At 67.7% G+C, this 14,702-nt stretch carries 12 protein-coding genes and 1 tRNA gene; 6 read left to right on the top strand and 7 right to left on the bottom strand.

What is annotated here, in order from left to right:
* Positions 1–106 precede the first annotated feature (106 nt).
* Entirely contained in the window at positions 107–1,282 is a 1,176-nt protein-coding gene (locus AC3A3G_RS11655) for an aspartate aminotransferase family protein (RefSeq protein ID WP_200166473.1), read from the top strand.
* A 156-nt stretch (positions 1,283–1,438) separates the two neighbouring features.
* A complete protein-coding gene (gene argF / locus AC3A3G_RS11650; RefSeq protein WP_487488250.1) occupies positions 1,439–2,356 on the top strand; it encodes an ornithine carbamoyltransferase in 918 nt (305 codons plus the stop codon).
* Between the two features lie 6 nt (positions 2,357–2,362).
* Here the strand turns inward: argF and AC3A3G_RS11645 are convergent, their stop codons facing one another.
* Both AC3A3G_RS11645 and AC3A3G_RS11640 read right to left on the bottom strand, forming a co-directional pair.
* Positions 2,363–2,869: a pyridoxamine 5'-phosphate oxidase family protein gene (locus AC3A3G_RS11645; protein ID WP_200166276.1), complete on the bottom strand. Its 507-nt coding sequence runs from the start codon at positions 2,867–2,869 to the stop codon at positions 2,363–2,365.
* A 64-nt stretch (positions 2,870–2,933) separates the two neighbouring features.
* Positions 2,934–3,152 (bottom strand): hypothetical protein, encoded by a 219-nt coding sequence (locus tag AC3A3G_RS11640; RefSeq protein ID WP_368923386.1) that lies wholly within the window; start codon positions 3,150–3,152, stop codon positions 2,934–2,936.
* Positions 3,153–3,396: 244 nt separating this feature from the next.
* Here AC3A3G_RS11640 and AC3A3G_RS11635 point away from each other — a divergent pair, with 244 nt between their 5' ends.
* The 3 genes from AC3A3G_RS11635 (at position 3,397) to AC3A3G_RS11625 (ending at position 8,113) form a co-directional block, all read left to right on the top strand.
* Positions 3,397–6,252, top strand: coding sequence for an SEL1-like repeat protein (locus AC3A3G_RS11635; protein ID WP_487488249.1), 2,856 nt, complete (start codon positions 3,397–3,399; stop codon positions 6,250–6,252).
* A gap of 119 nt (positions 6,253–6,371) precedes the next feature.
* Entirely contained in the window at positions 6,372–7,295 is a 924-nt protein-coding gene (locus tag AC3A3G_RS11630) for a sulfite exporter TauE/SafE family protein (RefSeq protein WP_087138814.1), read from the top strand.
* Positions 7,295–8,113, top strand: a complete 819-nt coding sequence (locus tag AC3A3G_RS11625; protein WP_200166280.1) for a TIGR02186 family protein — start codon at positions 7,295–7,297, stop codon at positions 8,111–8,113. The genes AC3A3G_RS11630 and AC3A3G_RS11625 overlap by 1 nt, the downstream gene beginning before the upstream one ends.
* Positions 8,114–8,355: 242 nt before the next feature.
* Here AC3A3G_RS11625 and AC3A3G_RS11620 read toward each other — a convergent pair whose 3' ends face one another.
* The 3 genes from AC3A3G_RS11620 to AC3A3G_RS11610 form a co-directional block, all read right to left on the bottom strand.
* Positions 8,356–10,548, bottom strand: a complete 2,193-nt coding sequence (locus AC3A3G_RS11620; protein ID WP_487488248.1) for a 3-hydroxyacyl-CoA dehydrogenase NAD-binding domain-containing protein — start codon at positions 10,546–10,548, stop codon at positions 8,356–8,358.
* A gap of 17 nt (positions 10,549–10,565) precedes the next feature.
* Positions 10,566–11,771, bottom strand: coding sequence for an acetyl-CoA C-acetyltransferase (locus tag AC3A3G_RS11615; RefSeq protein WP_292056697.1), 1,206 nt, complete (start codon positions 11,769–11,771; stop codon positions 10,566–10,568).
* Between the two features lie 292 nt (positions 11,772–12,063).
* Positions 12,064–13,296 carry a PQQ-dependent sugar dehydrogenase gene (locus AC3A3G_RS11610; RefSeq protein ID WP_487488289.1) on the bottom strand — a complete coding sequence of 411 codons (1,233 nt, stop codon included), beginning with the start codon at positions 13,294–13,296 and terminating at the stop codon, positions 12,064–12,066.
* A 198-nt stretch (positions 13,297–13,494) separates the two neighbouring features.
* Here AC3A3G_RS11610 and AC3A3G_RS11605 point away from each other — a divergent pair.
* Positions 13,495–13,571: transfer RNA gene (locus tag AC3A3G_RS11605), tRNA-Met, on the top strand.
* A 362-nt stretch (positions 13,572–13,933) separates the two neighbouring features.
* On the opposite strand, the gene AC3A3G_RS11600 is transcribed toward AC3A3G_RS11605, so the two are convergent.
* Together AC3A3G_RS11600 and AC3A3G_RS11595 are read right to left on the bottom strand one after the other, a co-directional pair.
* Complete coding sequence (locus AC3A3G_RS11600) at positions 13,934–14,128, bottom strand: hypothetical protein (protein ID WP_200166284.1); 195 nt, start codon at positions 14,126–14,128, stop codon at positions 13,934–13,936.
* 324 nt (positions 14,129–14,452) lie between these two features.
* Entirely contained in the window at positions 14,453–14,680 is a 228-nt protein-coding gene (locus tag AC3A3G_RS11595; protein WP_200166286.1) for a hypothetical protein, read from the bottom strand.
* Positions 14,681–14,702: the final 22 nt, after the last annotated feature.

Raw genomic sequence — 14,702 nt, 5'->3', positions numbered from 1 at the left:
CGGAAATAGCGCCCGACAAGTTCGTCGCCCTTTTCCAAAGCGGTCCCGTCGCAGACGCGCCGGGACCGTCTCGCTTTATGGAGTCTGCCAAGTGTCCGGTCATCTGATGGGTGTCTACAATCGCGCGCCGCTGGAAGTGGAGCGCGGCCAGGGCGTCCGCCTCTGGTCCACTGACGGGACCGAGTATCTGGACTGCGTCTCGGGCATCTCGACCAATGCGCTGGGCCACGCCCATCCCAAGCTGGTGCAGGCGGTCAAGGATCAGGCCGAGAAGCTGTGGCACGTCTCCAACATCTTCAAGATTCCGGGGCAGGACGCCCTGGCCGACTCCCTGTGCGAGAAGTCGTTCGCCGACGTCGTCTTCTTCACCAACTCGGGCACCGAGGCGATCGAGTGCGCCCTGAAGACGGCGCGCAAATTCCACGTCGCCAACGGCCAGCCTGAGCGTATCGACATCTACGGCTTCGACGGCTCGTTCCACGGCCGCACCTACGGCGCCATCAACGCCGCCGCCAACCCCAGCTACACCGAGGGCTTCGGGCCCAAGATGGAAGGCTTCCATCAGTTGAAGTGGGGCGACAAGGCCGCCCTGACCGCCGCCTTCGAGAACCCGAACACGGCCGCCATCATCCTGGAGCCGGTCCAGGGCGAGGGCGGTTGCCGCGCCACGCCGGACGCCGATCTGCGCTGGATGCGCGAGATGGCCGACAAGTACGGCGTCCTGATCATCTTCGACGAAGTCCAGTGCGGCATGGGCCGGACCGGCAAGCTATGGGCCCACGAATGGGCCGACATGACGCCGGACATCATGGCTGTCGCCAAGGCCCTGGGCGGCGGCTTCCCCATCGGCGCCTGCCTGGCCACCGCCGAGGCGGCCAAGGGCATGACGGTCGGCGTGCACGGCTCGACCTTCGGCGGCAACCCGCTGGCCATGGCCGTCGGTCAGGCCGCCTTTGACGAAGTGTCGTCGGACGCCATCCTGGACAACGTCAATGAGGTCGCCGGCTACCTGACCCAGCAACTGCACGGCCTGGCCGAACGCTTCCCCGACGTGATCGTCGAGGTGCGCGGCAAGGGTCTGCTGCTGGGCGTCAAGCTGGTTCCGAACAACCGCGAGTTCATGGGCTGGGCCCGTGACGAGGCCAAGCTGCTGGTCGCCGGCGGCGGCGACAACCTGGTCCGCGTTCTGCCGCCGCTGAACATCACTCTCGACGAGGCCCGCGAGGCCATCGAGAAGTTCGAGAAGGCCTGCGAGTTCGCTCGCACCAAGATCGCGAGCTGACGCTGTTTCTCCCTCCCTCTCATGGGGAGGGCGGCCGTGCCGTGAGGCGAGGCCGGGTGGGGACGCTTTCTTCTACCTCCAGACTTTCGCAGGGCCGCCCCCACCCGGTCCCTGCGGGACCACCCTCCCCATGAAGGGGAGGGAGAAGGCTTGGTCATGGTTCGTCACTTCCTCGACATCCACCGCCTGGACGCAGCTGACCTGCGCGCCATTCTGGACGACGCCCACGCCCGAAAACGCGCCCGAAAAGGCTGGCCCCGGGGCCGCGCCGACGCCGATGCGCCGGGCAAGGACCGCGTCCTGGCCATGATCTTCGAGAAGAACTCGACGCGCACCCGCTTCAGCTTCGACGCGGCCATCCGACAGCTGGGCGGCGACTCCATCATCGCCACCGCCTCGGACATGCAGCTGGGCCGGGGCGAGCCGGTCGAGGACACGGCTCGCGTCCTGTCGCGCATGGTCGACGCCGTGATGATCCGCGCCAACGACCATGAAGACGTCGAGCGCTTCGCTCGCGTCTCGACCGTGCCGGTCGTCAACGGCCTGACCGACCGCAGCCACCCCTGCCAGATCCTGGCCGACCTGATGACCATCGAGGAGCATCGCGGCCCGATCGAGGGCAAGACGATCGCCTGGATCGGCGACGGCAACAACGTCTGCCACAGCTTCATGCACGCTGCGCCAAAGTTCGGCTTCCACCTGCACGTCGCCTGTCCGGCGGAATATCACCCCGACCTGCGTGATCTGGAAAAGGGCGGCGCTCACGTCCACCTGACCAGCGATCCGCGCGAGGCGGTCAAGGGCGTCGACGTCGTTGTCACCGACACCTGGGTGTCGATGGGCGATCAAGATTATGAGGCCCGCCTAGCGGCCTTCGAGCCCTACAGCGTCGACGAGGCCCTGATGGCCGAGGCGGCTGACGACGCCGTCTTCCTGCACTGCCTGCCCGCCCACCGCGGCGAAGAGGTGACGGACGCCGTCATCGACGGCCCGCAGTCGCTGATCTGGGACGAGGCCGAGAACCGCCTGCACGCCCAGAAGGCGGTCCTAGCCTGGTGCTTCGAGGCTTTTTAAGTAGCCCTAACGCAGGTTGACGTCGACCACGTCGCCGGCGTCCGGCTCCTTGCCGGTCAGGTTGGCGCGGGCGATCTCGAAGGCGAACTTCATCAGCCCGCCATCGCTGACCCAGACCCGGCCGTCGTCGGCGTCGAAGCGCAACAGGGTCAGGCGCGGATCGTCCTTGCCGTCCGGATACCAGGCCGACAGCACCGGGTTCCAGTAGCGTTCGATGACGGCCCGGTCGTGGCCATGCACGGAAAGGGAGCCGTGGATGCAAGCCCAGACCTTCTGGTCCTTGGAGCCATAGCTGAACATGGCCGTCTGACCCGGCGTCGTCGCGTCGCGCGCCAGGTCGGTGTCGTCGCGGGTGAAGAACCAGATGGTTCCGGTCTCGGCCTCGCGAAAGGCGGTCATCGGCTGGCTGTGATAGCCGGGGCGATCCAGTCCCAGCATCCCGGTGTTGCTGGACTTCAGGCTTTTCCAGAAGGCCGCTTCGGCCTCGGCGGGCGTCAGGTGCTTGTCGGTCAAGATCGTCTCCTGTCTCGTCGTTCGGGGAGACAGGACAACCGACCCGGCGCCGGAGCGTTCCCGCCTAGAACGGCGCCGCGGACGGCAGAGGCCGCCCGCTCAGCTCCGCCATCAGGTGGATCAGCAGGAAGAAGACCAAGGCGGCCGCCAGCAGCATGATGAAACGCCACGGCATCATGCGCGGGCCGCGCATGATGTCCGTCGGGCGCGACCCGCGCCATCCGGCGAAGACGGCGATGGCGATCGAGGCGACCAGCAGGATCAGGGTGAGCGTGGCGTCCATGACGGCGGCAGTTGGGGCGCCCAAGGCCGCGATGCAAGCGCCGTCGGCCGCCTAATCTCCAGCGTGGCCGTATTTCTTGATGCGCGGTTAATCTAAACGCGGCATTAACCATGTCGGGCGCATCAGCGGCCTGTCGGCTGCCGTCGGCGACTCGCGACGAGGCGCTACATCTAGCGGTTAACGACACGTTTACACGCTTTATCTGGAAGGATACCGTTCGCGCCATGGGTCGGGAGGCGAATCAGTGACCGCAGCGGCGCCGTGGAGCGTGAAGGGCATCGATCCCAAGGCGCGCGAGATCGCCAAGGATCTGGCGCGACGTTCGGGCATGACCCTGGGCGAGTGGCTGAACTCCATGATCATGGACGAGCCGGACGAGGACGACGGCGTCGCCACCCTGCCGCGCCGCTCGCCCATTCCTGATCCTTATGACCGTCGCAGCCGTTCGCGCCGCCTGGACGACGTCTATGGCGAGGACGCGTATCAGCAGCCGGGCATCGGTCGCATGGGCGCCTCGCTGGAAGTGATCGCCGAGCGTCTGGAGGCGGCCGAGCGTCGCTCGACCTTGGCCATTCAGGGCATCGACCAGGCGGTTGCCGGTCTGGTGCGCCGCCTCGAGAAACAGGATGAGGCCGAGACCGCCAAGGCCCGCCGCATCGATGACATCGCTGAAGAACTGCGCGAGGGCCATCGCCGCCTGCGCCGTCTGGAGCAGGACGCCGGGGCCGAGGCGCGCGAAGGGCTGGACAAGCTGGACGCGGCGCTGACCGCCGTCTCCACGCGCCTTTACGACATGGACGAGCGCCAGCGCGCGGGCGTCAGCGAGCTGCGCGACCGCATCGAGGCGATCGAGAAGACGGCCGGGCCGGGCGCCGGAACCTCCCTGCTGTCACAGGTCGGCGTGCGTCTGGACGACGCCCAGTCGCGCACCTCTGACGCGCTAAAGGGGTTGGAGCGGTCGTTCGCCGCCTTGGACCTGCGGATGCGCGACGCCGAGCGCCGCATCGAACCGGATCACGCGCGCGAAGCCTCGCGCTTCGAGAAACTGGCCGAGAGCCTGACGCGCCAAGTCGAGTCCAGCCGCACCGAGATGATCCGTCGCCTCGACGCGGCCGAGACCGAAGGCCGGGTCGACCGCATCGAGCGCGCCCTGGCCGCCATCGGCGAACAGGCGCGCGCCGCCGAGCAGCGCTCGGTCGCCGCCGTCGAGGGCATGGGGCGTGAAATCCTGCGGATCGCCCAGAACCTGAACGGTCGCGTCGAGAAGGTCGAGAAGATCGAAACGGGCGGCGCAGGCGTATCGGAGTCTGGCGTCGACGCCAAGGTCGAGGCCATGGGGCGGGCGCTGGAGCAGAAGCTGCAACGCGATATGGCGCGTCACGCCGAGGCCGTTGATCAACGCATCACTCGTTCTGACGATCAGCACGCCTTGGCGCTGGAGCGGCTGGGCGGCGAGATCACGCGTATCTCGGACCGTCTCAGCGAACGCATCGCCCAGTCCGAGCGTCGCTCGGCTCAGGCCCTTGACGACATCGGCCGCCGCTTGGCGGAAAGCTCGGACAAGCTGGTCCAGCGACATGACCGCGCCTCGGGCGATCTGGCCGAACGCATGCGGCAGAGCGAGGAGCGCACGGCTCGTCTGGTGGCTGACGCGCGCGACAGCATCGAACAACGCGCCGGCCGCGCCGAGCGTCGCGAGACGCCGCTGGAAAGTCCCGAGCCCGCGCCCTGGACCCCGGCCGAGAGCGCGAGCGGCGACTGGCGCGCTGCGGCCTTCGCCGATCCTGTAGAGCCTTGGTCGCAGGATCCTCTAGCGGGGGCGGTCGAGGCCGCGCCCTTCCCGGGCGATACGGACCGACATCCGGACGAGGGGGGCTTTGCTGACCCCTTCGAGGCTGATTTCCTGGAGCCTGGCCAGGGCGCTGCGCCGTTCGGTCGTGTTGCAGCTGAGGCTGTCGCGCCTGCGCCCTCAATCAGCGCGCCCGAGGCCTTTGGCGGCGCCGACATCAGCGATATTCTGGCGGCTTTCGAGGATCCGGCCGCGGACGTTTTTGAGCGCCCTGACGCCGTCTCTGCGACGACGGACGATCGTCCGCTGACGCTGGGCGACGACGAGGACGGCTTCGCCGCCGAACTGGAATTTGTAGATCCTGCGCCGCGCGCGACGTTTGATGACGAGCGCGCCTCGACACGCGACATTCTGGACGCGGCTCGCGCCGCCATGACGCCCGAAAGCGCTGACGACGGCGCCCGTTCGGGCTTCGGCCTGAAGAAGCGCGGCGGCAAGTCCAAGCTGCAGGAGCGGTTGGACAAGCAGGCGGGCCGTCAGGGCTCGACCGTGCGCAAGGCGCTGGGCGCTTCGGCCGTAGCAGCTCTGGTCGTCGGCGGCGGCTACGCCAGCCTGCAGGTGGCCGAGGGCGCAGGCCTGCGCTTTCCTGGCGTGACCCCGCCGGGCGTCGTGGCTGGCGAGACGGGGGCGGCCGCGGAGGCTGCTGCTCCGATTGCGGCTCTGGCCCTGGACGCGACCCCGACCGACGCCGTGCCTTCCCCCGAGGCGGCGGCGACCGAGGGTGCGGCCCTGTTCGCCCGCGCTGGCCTGATCCTGGACAACGGCGACGAAGCGGGCGTCGAGCCCCTGATCCGTGCGGCCAACCTGGGCTATGCGCCGGCGCAGTTGCGCCTGGCCATGCTGTATCAGGACGGTCAGGCGGGCCTGACCGCCGATCCGGTCGAGGCGCGCGCCTGGGCGCGTCGCGCGGCCGAGGGCGGCGAGGCCAAGGCCATGCATCATTACGCCATGCAGTTGTACGACGGCGTCGGCGGGGCCAAGAGCGGACCCGAGGCCCTGGCCTGGCTGAAGAGGGCCGCCGCCGCCGGTCGCGTCGACAGCCAGTACAACGTCGCCAAGATGCTGGAGCAGGGCGACGAGGGCGTTGCGGCCAACCGGTCCGAAGCCTTCAAGTGGTACATGATCGCGGCTCGTCGCGGCGACCAGCAGGCCTTGGCCTCGGTGCAGCGCCTGACGCCCGCCCTGTCGGCTGTGGAGCGTCGCAAGGCGCGCGAGGCCGCCGACGCCTTCACCGCGCCGCCGCTGAGCTGACGTTCAGCGCAAACAGGCGCGGCGCGGGGGTGGCGGTTCGCCGCAGGGGCCGCTAAGACCGGAAGCCTAGTCGCCTTTCCGGCGCCGATTGCCTGTCCTTCCAGCCGAAGGCGCGTGCCGTGGATATTTACCTGCCGATCGCCGAAGTCTCGGTGAACTGGCCGCTCCTGGTTCTGCTGGGGGCGCTGGTCGGATTCGTGTCCGGTCTGTTCGGCATCGGCGGCGGCTTCCTGATGGCGCCGGTTCTGGTCTTCCTCGGCATTCCGCCGACGGTGGCGGTGGCCAGCCAGGCCAGCCACGTCGTCGCCTCCTCGACCTCGGGCGTCATCCGCTATTCCGGCATGAAGGCGGTCGATTATCGCATCGGCGGCATCATGGCTGTCGGCGGGGCGCTGGGCGCCGTGCTAGGCGTTGAGCTGTTCCGCTATCTGCGCCTGCTGGGTCAGGCCGACCTGGTGGTGGCCCTGTCCTATCTGCTGTTCCTCGGCTCCATCGGCAGCATGATGCTGTACGAAAGCCTGACGCAGATCCTGCACCGCGTCAGGGGCGAGACGCCGCCGCGCAAGGAACGCCGCCGCCCCATGTGGCTGTACGGCCTGCCGTTCAAGATGCGCTTCCCGCGCTCGGGCCTCTACATCAGCGCCATTCCGCCGTTCGGCCTGGGCGTGTTCGCGGGCATTCTGTCGGCCATCATGGGGGTGGGCGGCGGCTTCATCCTGGTGCCGGCCATGCTCTATGTGCTGCGGATGAAGGCCAGCGTGGTGGTCGGCACCAGCCTGTTCCAGATCATCATCACCACGGCCATCACCACCGTGCTTCAGGCCGGACGCAACCAGACGGTGGACATCGTCCTGTCCACCATCCTGCTGCTGGGCGGGGTGGTGGGGGCCCAGTACGGCGCCAAGCTGTCGGGCCGCTTCCGCGCCGAGGAAATGCGCGCGGCGCTGGGGCTGATCGTCCTGCTGGTCGGCATCCAGATGGGGCTGGAGCTGTTCGTGCGGCCCAGCGACCTGTTCCTGCTGGCGCCGGGGGTGGCGGACTGATGTTCCAGATCCTGCCACCGGAGCCGCCGCCCCAGGTCGCGGCGCCTGAGATCATCATCGAACGCTCCGCCGCCACGACCGAGGAGGTGCGGGTCGCCGCCGCCCTGACGGACGCGCGGGTGGACGTGGACTCAGGCTTCAAGGGCGCGTCGATCGTCCTCTACGGCGCCGTGTTCAATCCGACCGACACGCCCGCCGATGTGGTGGTGGTGGTGCGCGGTCCCGACGCCCCGGTCCGCCTAGTCAAGAAGACGCGCAACATGGGGGTCTGGCTGAACAGCCGCCCGGTGCTGTTCGAAGGGGCGCCCGGTTTCTACATGACCGCCTCGACGCGGCCGCTGAGCGACATCGCCGACTTCGGCCAGTTGCGCCGTTTGGGCGTGGGCGTCGATCACCTGCGCATCGACGCGCCGGAAGAGGCCCGCACCGTCACCCGCTACGGCGTGCGCGACGTGGTCATCAGCCGCCTGGGCGAGGACTATCTGGACTGGCGCCGCGCCGTCATCCGGCTGAAGGAGGCGGCGGCCCTCTATGACACCGACCCCAAGGGGGTGGAGTTCGTCGATCGAGGCCTGTTCCGCGCCGAGGTCAAGCTGCCCGCCGTGGCGCCGACGGGGAAGTACTACGCCGAGGTCTGGCTGTTCCAGGAAGGGACGCCGGTGTCGGTGTCCAACATGACCCTGACCGTCGAGAAGGTGGGGCTGGAGCGCGACATCTATGAGTTCGCCCACAACCGCCCTTGGAGCTACGGCGTGCTGTGCGTGCTGCTGGCGGCGATGACGGGCTATGCGGCGTCGCGGGTGTTCCGGAGCAGATAATACCCACCCGCTCGTCCCGGCGGACGCCGGGATCCAGTGAGAGCCACGCGCTCCGCCTTTGAAGAAGGCCAAGGCTTCCACGCGCGCGGATGCAGCCAAAGGACTGGATCCCGGCGTCCGCCGGGACGAGCGGAGGTTGGGGCTGCGCTCAAGCAGCGAGCGACCGCGTTGCGAGCGATAGCGCAAAAAAGAAAGGGCGGCCCGCGAAGGCCGCCCTTTCCGTTTCAGCCTGTACCTGAGCCTCAGGCGGCCTTGGTCTGCGGCGCGAAGCGGCCGTAGAAGGTTTCGTCCTTGGCGGCCATGTCGCGCAGAAGCTGCGGAACTTTGAAGCGGTCGCCGTATTTGGCGGCCAGTTCGTCGGCCTTGGCCACGAAGGCCTTCAGGCCGGTCTGGTCCATGAAGGTGATGGGGCCGCCGGTCCAGGGCGCGAAGCCCCAGCCCAGGATGGCGCCCAGGTCGCCCTCGCGCGGGTCGTCGATGACGCCCTCTTCCCAGCAACGGGCCACTTCCACCGCCTGGCGATACAGCAGGCGGGTCTTCAACTCGTCGATGGCGGCCAGGGCCTCGGGGCTTTCGCCGAAGGCGTCGCCCTTGGTGGTCGGGGCCAGTTCGGCCAGGCCCGGCCAGATGACCTTGGGCTTCTGGTCGTAGTCGTAGAAGCCCTTGCCGTTCTTGCGGCCATAGCGGCCCTGCTCGACCATGGTGGCGACGATCTGCTCGCCCTCGGTCGGGACGTATTCAGCGCCCAGATCCTCGCGGGTCTGTTTGGCGATCTTGTACGACAGGTCGAGCGCCACGTCGTCGTGCATCTCCAGCGGGCCGCGCGGCATGCCGGTCATGCGGCCGACGTTGTCGATCAGCACGGGCGAATAGCCCTCTTCCAGCATGGCCATGCCTTCCATCAGGAAGGTCGAGAAGCAGCGCGAGGTGTAGAAGCCGCGGCTGTCGTTGACGACAATCGGCGTCTTCTTGATCTTCAGGACATAGTCCAGCGCCTTGGCCAGGGCCGCGTCGCCGGTCTTCTCGCCCATGATGATCTCGACCAGCATCATCTTGTCGACGGGCGAGAAGAAGTGGATGCCGATGAAGTCCTCGGGCCGGACGCTGGCCTCGGCCAGGCCGGTGATCGGCAGGGTCGAGGTGTTGGAGCCGAACACGGCGCCTTCAGCCAGTTGAGCCTCGGCGCGCTTGGTGACGTCGGCCTTGATCTCGCGGTTTTCGAACACGGCCTCGATGACCAGATCCGAGCCCTTGATCAGGTCATAGTCCGTCGTCGCCGTGACCAGGGCCAGGGTGGCGTCGAACTTCTCCTGCGTCATCTGACCGCGCGACAGGCGCTTCTTCAGCAGTTCCTCGACGTGGGCCTTGCCCTTGTCGGCGGCTTCCTGCGTCTGGTCGATCAGCACGGTCTCGATGCCGGCCATGACCTGAACATAGGCCACGCCCGCGCCCATCATGCCGGCGCCCAGGACGGTGACCTTCTTCGGGTCGGACTTGGGCGCGCCCGCCGGGCGCACGGCGCCCTTGTCCAGTTCCTGCTTGGACAGGAACAGGCTGCGGATCATCGCCTGGGCCTGCGGCGTCATCAGGGTCTTGATGAAGTAGCGCGTCTCGATGCGCAGGCCGGCCTCGATCGGCACCTGCACGCCTTCATAGACGGCCTTCATCATGTTCAGCACGGCCGGGTAGTTGCCGTAGGACTGCTTGCGCAGGATGGCGTTGCCCATGATGAAGACCTGGGCGCCCGCCGGGTGGTAGGGGCCGCCGCCGGGGATCTTGAACTTGGGATCGTCCCACGGTTGGACGGCCTTGCCGCCGTTCTTGATCCAGGCCTTGGCGGCCGCGACCGACTGGCCCTTCTCGACGACCTCATGGACGACGCCGGCGCCCTTGGCGTCGTTCGGGCGCCAGGATTTGCCCTCGGCCATCTGCATCAGGGCGGTCTGCACCCCGATCAGGCGCGTCAGGCGCTGGGTGCCGCCGCCGCCGGGGAAGAGGCCGACCTTGATCTCGGGCAGGCCCAGCTGGATCTTCGGGTCGTTCTCGACGACGCGATAGTGGCAGGCCAGGGTGAACTCCAGCCCGCCGCCCAGCGCCAGACCGTTGATGGCCGCCGCCACCGGCTTGCCCGAGGTTTCCAGCGCGCGGAAGGCGCCGTTCAGCGCCCAGCCGGTGTCGAACGCCTTCTGCAGGTCGCCGCCGCCGGCCAGCATGCCCGAGGCCATGTCGCCCAGGTCCGCCCCGGCGCAGAAGCCGGTCGTCTTGCCCGAGGTCAGGACCACGCCCTTGATGGCGTCGTCGGTCTTGATCTTTTCGACCAGGGCCGGGATCTCGGCGATCACGGCCGAGGTCAGGGTGTTCATCGAACGGCCCGGCACGTCGAAGGCGACCGTGGCGATGCCGTCGGCGTCGATGTCGATCTTGAAGTTTTCCATAGTCAGTCGCTCCCGGATCAGACGCGTTCGATGACGGTGGCGGTGCCCATGCCGCCGCCGATGCACAGGGTGGCCAGGGCCGTCGACTTGTTCGAGCGTTCCAGCTCGTCCAGCACCGTGCCCAGGATCATGGCGCCGGTGGCGCCCAGGGGGTGGCCCATGGCGATGGCGCCGCCGCAGACGTTGATCTTGTCGTGCGGGATGTCGAGCGCCTGCATGTAGCGCAGCACCACGGCCGCGAAGGCCTCGTTCAGTTCATACAGGTCGATGTCGCCCGGCTGCATGCCGAGCTTGCCCAGCAGCTTGCGGGTGACGGGCTCGGGGCCGGTCAGCATGATCGACGGCTCGGAGCCGATCGAGGCGCCGCCCAGGATCTTCGCGCGCGGCTTCAGGCCCAGGGCCTCGCCCATCTCCTTGGAGCCGACCAGGATGCCCGCCGCGCCGTCGACGATGCCGGACGAATTGCCCGGGGTGTGGACGTGGTTGACGCCGGCCGCCTCGGGGTAGCGCTGGTTGATCACGGCGTCGAAGCCCATGCCGCCCATCATGACGAAGGAGGGGTTCAGCCCGCCCAGGGTCTGCATGTCCGTCTTCGGACGAATGGTCTCGTCACGGTCCAGCTGGGTCAGGCCGAGCTGGTTCTTGACCGCGATCACCGACCTGTCGAAGCGGCGCTCGGCCCAGGACTGGGCGGCGCGCTTGTGGCTTTCGACCGAATAGGCGTCCACGTCGTCGCGGCTGAAGCCGTATTTAGTGGCGATCATGTCGGCCGAGACGCCCTGCGGCACGAAATAGGTCGGGAAGGCCGCCGAGGGATCGGTCGGCCAGGCGCCGCCGTCGGAGCCCATGGGCACGCGGCTCATGGCCTCGACGCCGCCGCCGACGGCCATGTCGGCCTCGCCGGACTTCACCTTGGCGGCGGCCATGTTCACGGCTTCCAGACCCGAGGCGCAGAAGCGGTTGATCTGCACGCCCGCCGTCTCCTGGCCCCAGCCGGCCGACAGCACGGCGGTGCGGGCGATGTCCGAGCCCTGCTCGCCCACCGGCGACACCACGCCCAGGATCACGTCGTCGACCTTGGAGGTGTCCAGGCCGTTGCGGTCGCGCAGGGCTTCCAGAACCTGGGTCGCCAGGCTCAGGGCCGTGATCTCGTGCAGGCTGCCGTCCTTCTTGCCCTTGCCGCGCGGGGTGCGCACGGCGTCGTAGATGTAGGCGTCGGCCATGGGGCGTCTCTCTTCTTTTGTGTCCCTACCGTTCGCTGCGCGGCGGCGAACTGCATGAGGGACGGTTTTCTGGTGTCCCTATCGCTCGGCGCGCGACGCCTCGCTGCATGAGGGACGGTTGTCGTCTTGGTTGGGAGGCGGTGGGCGGATGGATCCGATCATCGCGTCTGGAATTGAAACTCAGGTCGTTAGAAAGCCGACGTTTACGTCAACGTCAAGTAACAAGGCGCGTGAGGTCGCGGGATATGAAAAGGGCGGGCCGTTGTGCGCGGCCCGCCCTGTCTTCTTAGCCTCAGCGGCGCGCCAACCGCACCAGCTTGCCGTTCTCCTCGTCGGTGACGACCCAGACGGCGCCGTCAGGCCCGACCGCCACGTCGCGGATGCGCTCGCCCAGGCCGGTCAGCAGACGCTCTTCGCCGACCACGCGGCCGTCCTGCAGCACCAGGCGGACCAGATGCTTGCCGCCCAGGCCGCCGATCAGGGCGTTCCCCTTCCAGTCGGGGAACATGGCGCCGTCGTAGAAGATCATGCCGCCCGGCGCGATCACCGGATCCCAGTAGTAGACGGGCTGGACCGTGCCTTCCTGCGTCGTCGTGGCGCCGGGGATGGCGTCGCCGCTGTACTCGATGCCGTAGGCCGCGCCGGGCCAGCCGTAGTTGGCGCCCGCCTTCTCCAGGTTCAGTTCGTCGCCGCCGCGCGTGCCGTGCTCGATGCTCCAGACCGCCCCGGTTCCTGGCTGGACGGCGATGCCCTGCGGGTTGCGGTGGCCGTAGGACCAGATCTCGGGCAGGGCGCCCTCGCGGCCGACGAAGGGGTTGTCGGACGGGACCGAGCCGTCGGCGTTGATGCGGATGACCTTGCCGTGGTGCGAGGCCAGGCTCTGGGCCGTCGGCCGCATCGGCTTGTCCGACCGTTCGCCGATGGTGATGTACAGCTTGCCGTCCGGGCCGAAGACCAGGGAGGAGCCGAAATGCTTGTCCCCGTCATAGGTGTCCTTGACCTGGAAGACGACCTGCACGTTCTCGACGCGGCTCAGATCGTCCGACAGGCGGCCGCGGGCCACCGCCGTGCCGTTGCCGCCGTTGCGCGGCTGGGCGTAGGACCAGTAGATCATCCGGTCCTGGGCGAAGGTCGGGCTCAGGATCACGTCCAGCAGGCCGCCCTGGCCGCGCGCCGCCACGGCGGGCAGGCCGCTGATCGGCGCGCCGATCCGGCCCTGGGCGCTGACCACGCGCATCCGGCCGGGCTTCTCCGTCACCAGCCACTGGCCGTCCGGCAGCAGGGCCAGGCCCCAGGGGTGCTCCAGACTCTCGGCCACGACGGCGTGTTGCATGGCGATCGTGGTGCTGACCGACGGCGCGCGGGTCTGGCCTTCGACGGCCGGCTTCTGATCCGGGTTGTTGGGCGGACGAGTCTCGACCGGCGCGCCGGTGGGGGCGGAGGACGGCGCCTCATCCTGACCATTGGCCCCGCAGGCGGCGAGAGCCAGGGCGGCGACGGAAGCGGCGAAGAGGGCGGGGCGCAGCATGACGGCTCCTAAACGGCGTGGCTTTGAGGGGCAGTCTGCCGCCAGACCGCGCTTTGCGCGAGCCGAAACGCGCCGCGACCGATAGTCCCGCACGAAATCCGCATCGAAGCGGCTTGAACCGGAGAGAAGGCGGCGATATACGCACCCCTCTCGCGCTCAGGGGTCGTTCTCGATCCGGCGCGATGCTCCGTAAGGGGTTGGGTAGCTCAGATGGTTAGAGCGGTGGATTCATAACCCACAGGTCGGCGGTTCGATCCCGCCTCCAACCACCACGGATTTTCCAAGCATTGTTATAGCCTGACGTCGTTTTCAGCTTCGTTGGTCTTTGGCCGGCAGCAAATGTCGCTTCCGAATTTGGCGGCTTCAGTGGTTCAGTCGAAATTGAACTCGCATCAACTGATCGAAGGCCGATCGCCGCTTCGGCGCTATCGCGCAGATCATGGCCGCGTCAGCCTGAATGACTGACTCTGCTCGCAGATCGGCTTGCGACAGCAAAGTCCGTTGCTCCTCGTCGTTGCGCCGCTCATGGACGAGACTCTCACGAAATCTGACGGTTGATTGACGGCGGGGCGGAGCATAGGAGGGCCCGCCGCTCCTGAGAGGCGGCGGGCCAGAAATTCAGTCTTGAATTTAATTACAGCTGTTTGAATCTCTTAGGGTAGTTCGGAAGTTCGGCGCAGGCTCCATAGCCAAGCATCCACATGATGGCGCATCCGAGTTCATAGCCTGCCTCTCCGCGCGGGGAGTAGCGAGAGCTGGCGTGAGCGGCGCTCGCGACAGACGAGAACATCAAGGCAGCACAGGCGCCGGCGATCAGTTTCTTCTTCATAGTAGCCTCCCTCTACTGCTCACCCAGTGTGAGCGTGAAAACTCTACACAGGGCGATGTCGTTGCCGCTGTGGCAATTCGACGCTATCTGACAGTCAATGTCCGCAATGCTTGGGGGCTGCTATCGCAAGAGGGCTCATACAGCGATGGGTCTTGCGGCGGCGAAGCTGTATTGAGTCGTTCAGGATGATATCCGTGGCGAGGCGCACGACTTCGGTCGAGCGCGGGCGTTCTAGCCGTGCCGGAGAGCGGCTCCAGGCGGCGCCGGGAAGATGGAGATTGTCGCTGTTCTTGGCCAGGCAGGTTCTTGGCCTGCGAGGAGGTCTCAGCCTTGCGGGATTCGAGTTGCTACGCCCGTGATCTTGCAGGCATAATCCGTCTGAGGGCGACCTGTCTGACCGCCGGTGGGCGACAGGATGCCGCCGCGGTCGCGGCATTCGGTTTCCAGCTTGTCCATTTCCTGCTGATAGGTCGGCAAGGGTCGGCCCGAGGCGCAGGCGGCGAGCGCCAGCGGGGCGAGGATGGCGGCGGCGGCGAACAGGGGTGCGCGCATGACAATCTCCTTCGACAGGTGA

The sequence above is a fragment of the Brevundimonas sp. Soil_N_31 genome (assembly GCF_057655995.1).
The sequence above is the reverse complement of the archived record's forward strand: the minus strand, read 5'-3'. Positions and strand labels throughout refer to the sequence as shown.

What these genes read in the sequence shown, in the direction of transcription:
- AC3A3G_RS11655 (WP_200166473.1), top strand. Translation starts at nt 107, where the DNA reads ATGGGTGTCTACAATCGCGCGCCGCTGGAAGTGGAGCGCGGCCAGGGC.
- argF (WP_487488250.1), top strand. Translation starts at nt 1,439, where the DNA reads ATGGTTCGTCACTTCCTCGACATCCACCGCCTGGACGCAGCTGACCTG.
- AC3A3G_RS11640 (WP_368923386.1), bottom strand. Translation starts at nt 3,152, where the DNA reads ATGGACGCCACGCTCACCCTGATCCTGCTGGTCGCCTCGATCGCCATC.
- AC3A3G_RS11625 (WP_200166280.1), top strand. Translation starts at nt 7,295, where the DNA reads ATGTTCCAGATCCTGCCACCGGAGCCGCCGCCCCAGGTCGCGGCGCCT.
- AC3A3G_RS11620 (WP_487488248.1), bottom strand. Translation starts at nt 10,548, where the DNA reads ATGGAAAACTTCAAGATCGACATCGACGCCGACGGCATCGCCACGGTC.
- AC3A3G_RS11615 (WP_292056697.1), bottom strand. Translation starts at nt 11,771, where the DNA reads ATGGCCGACGCCTACATCTACGACGCCGTGCGCACCCCGCGCGGCAAG.
- AC3A3G_RS11600 (WP_200166284.1), bottom strand. Translation starts at nt 14,128, where the DNA reads ATGAAGAAGAAACTGATCGCCGGCGCCTGTGCTGCCTTGATGTTCTCG.
- AC3A3G_RS11595 (WP_200166286.1), bottom strand. Translation starts at nt 14,680, where the DNA reads ATGCGCGCACCCCTGTTCGCCGCCGCCGCCATCCTCGCCCCGCTGGCG.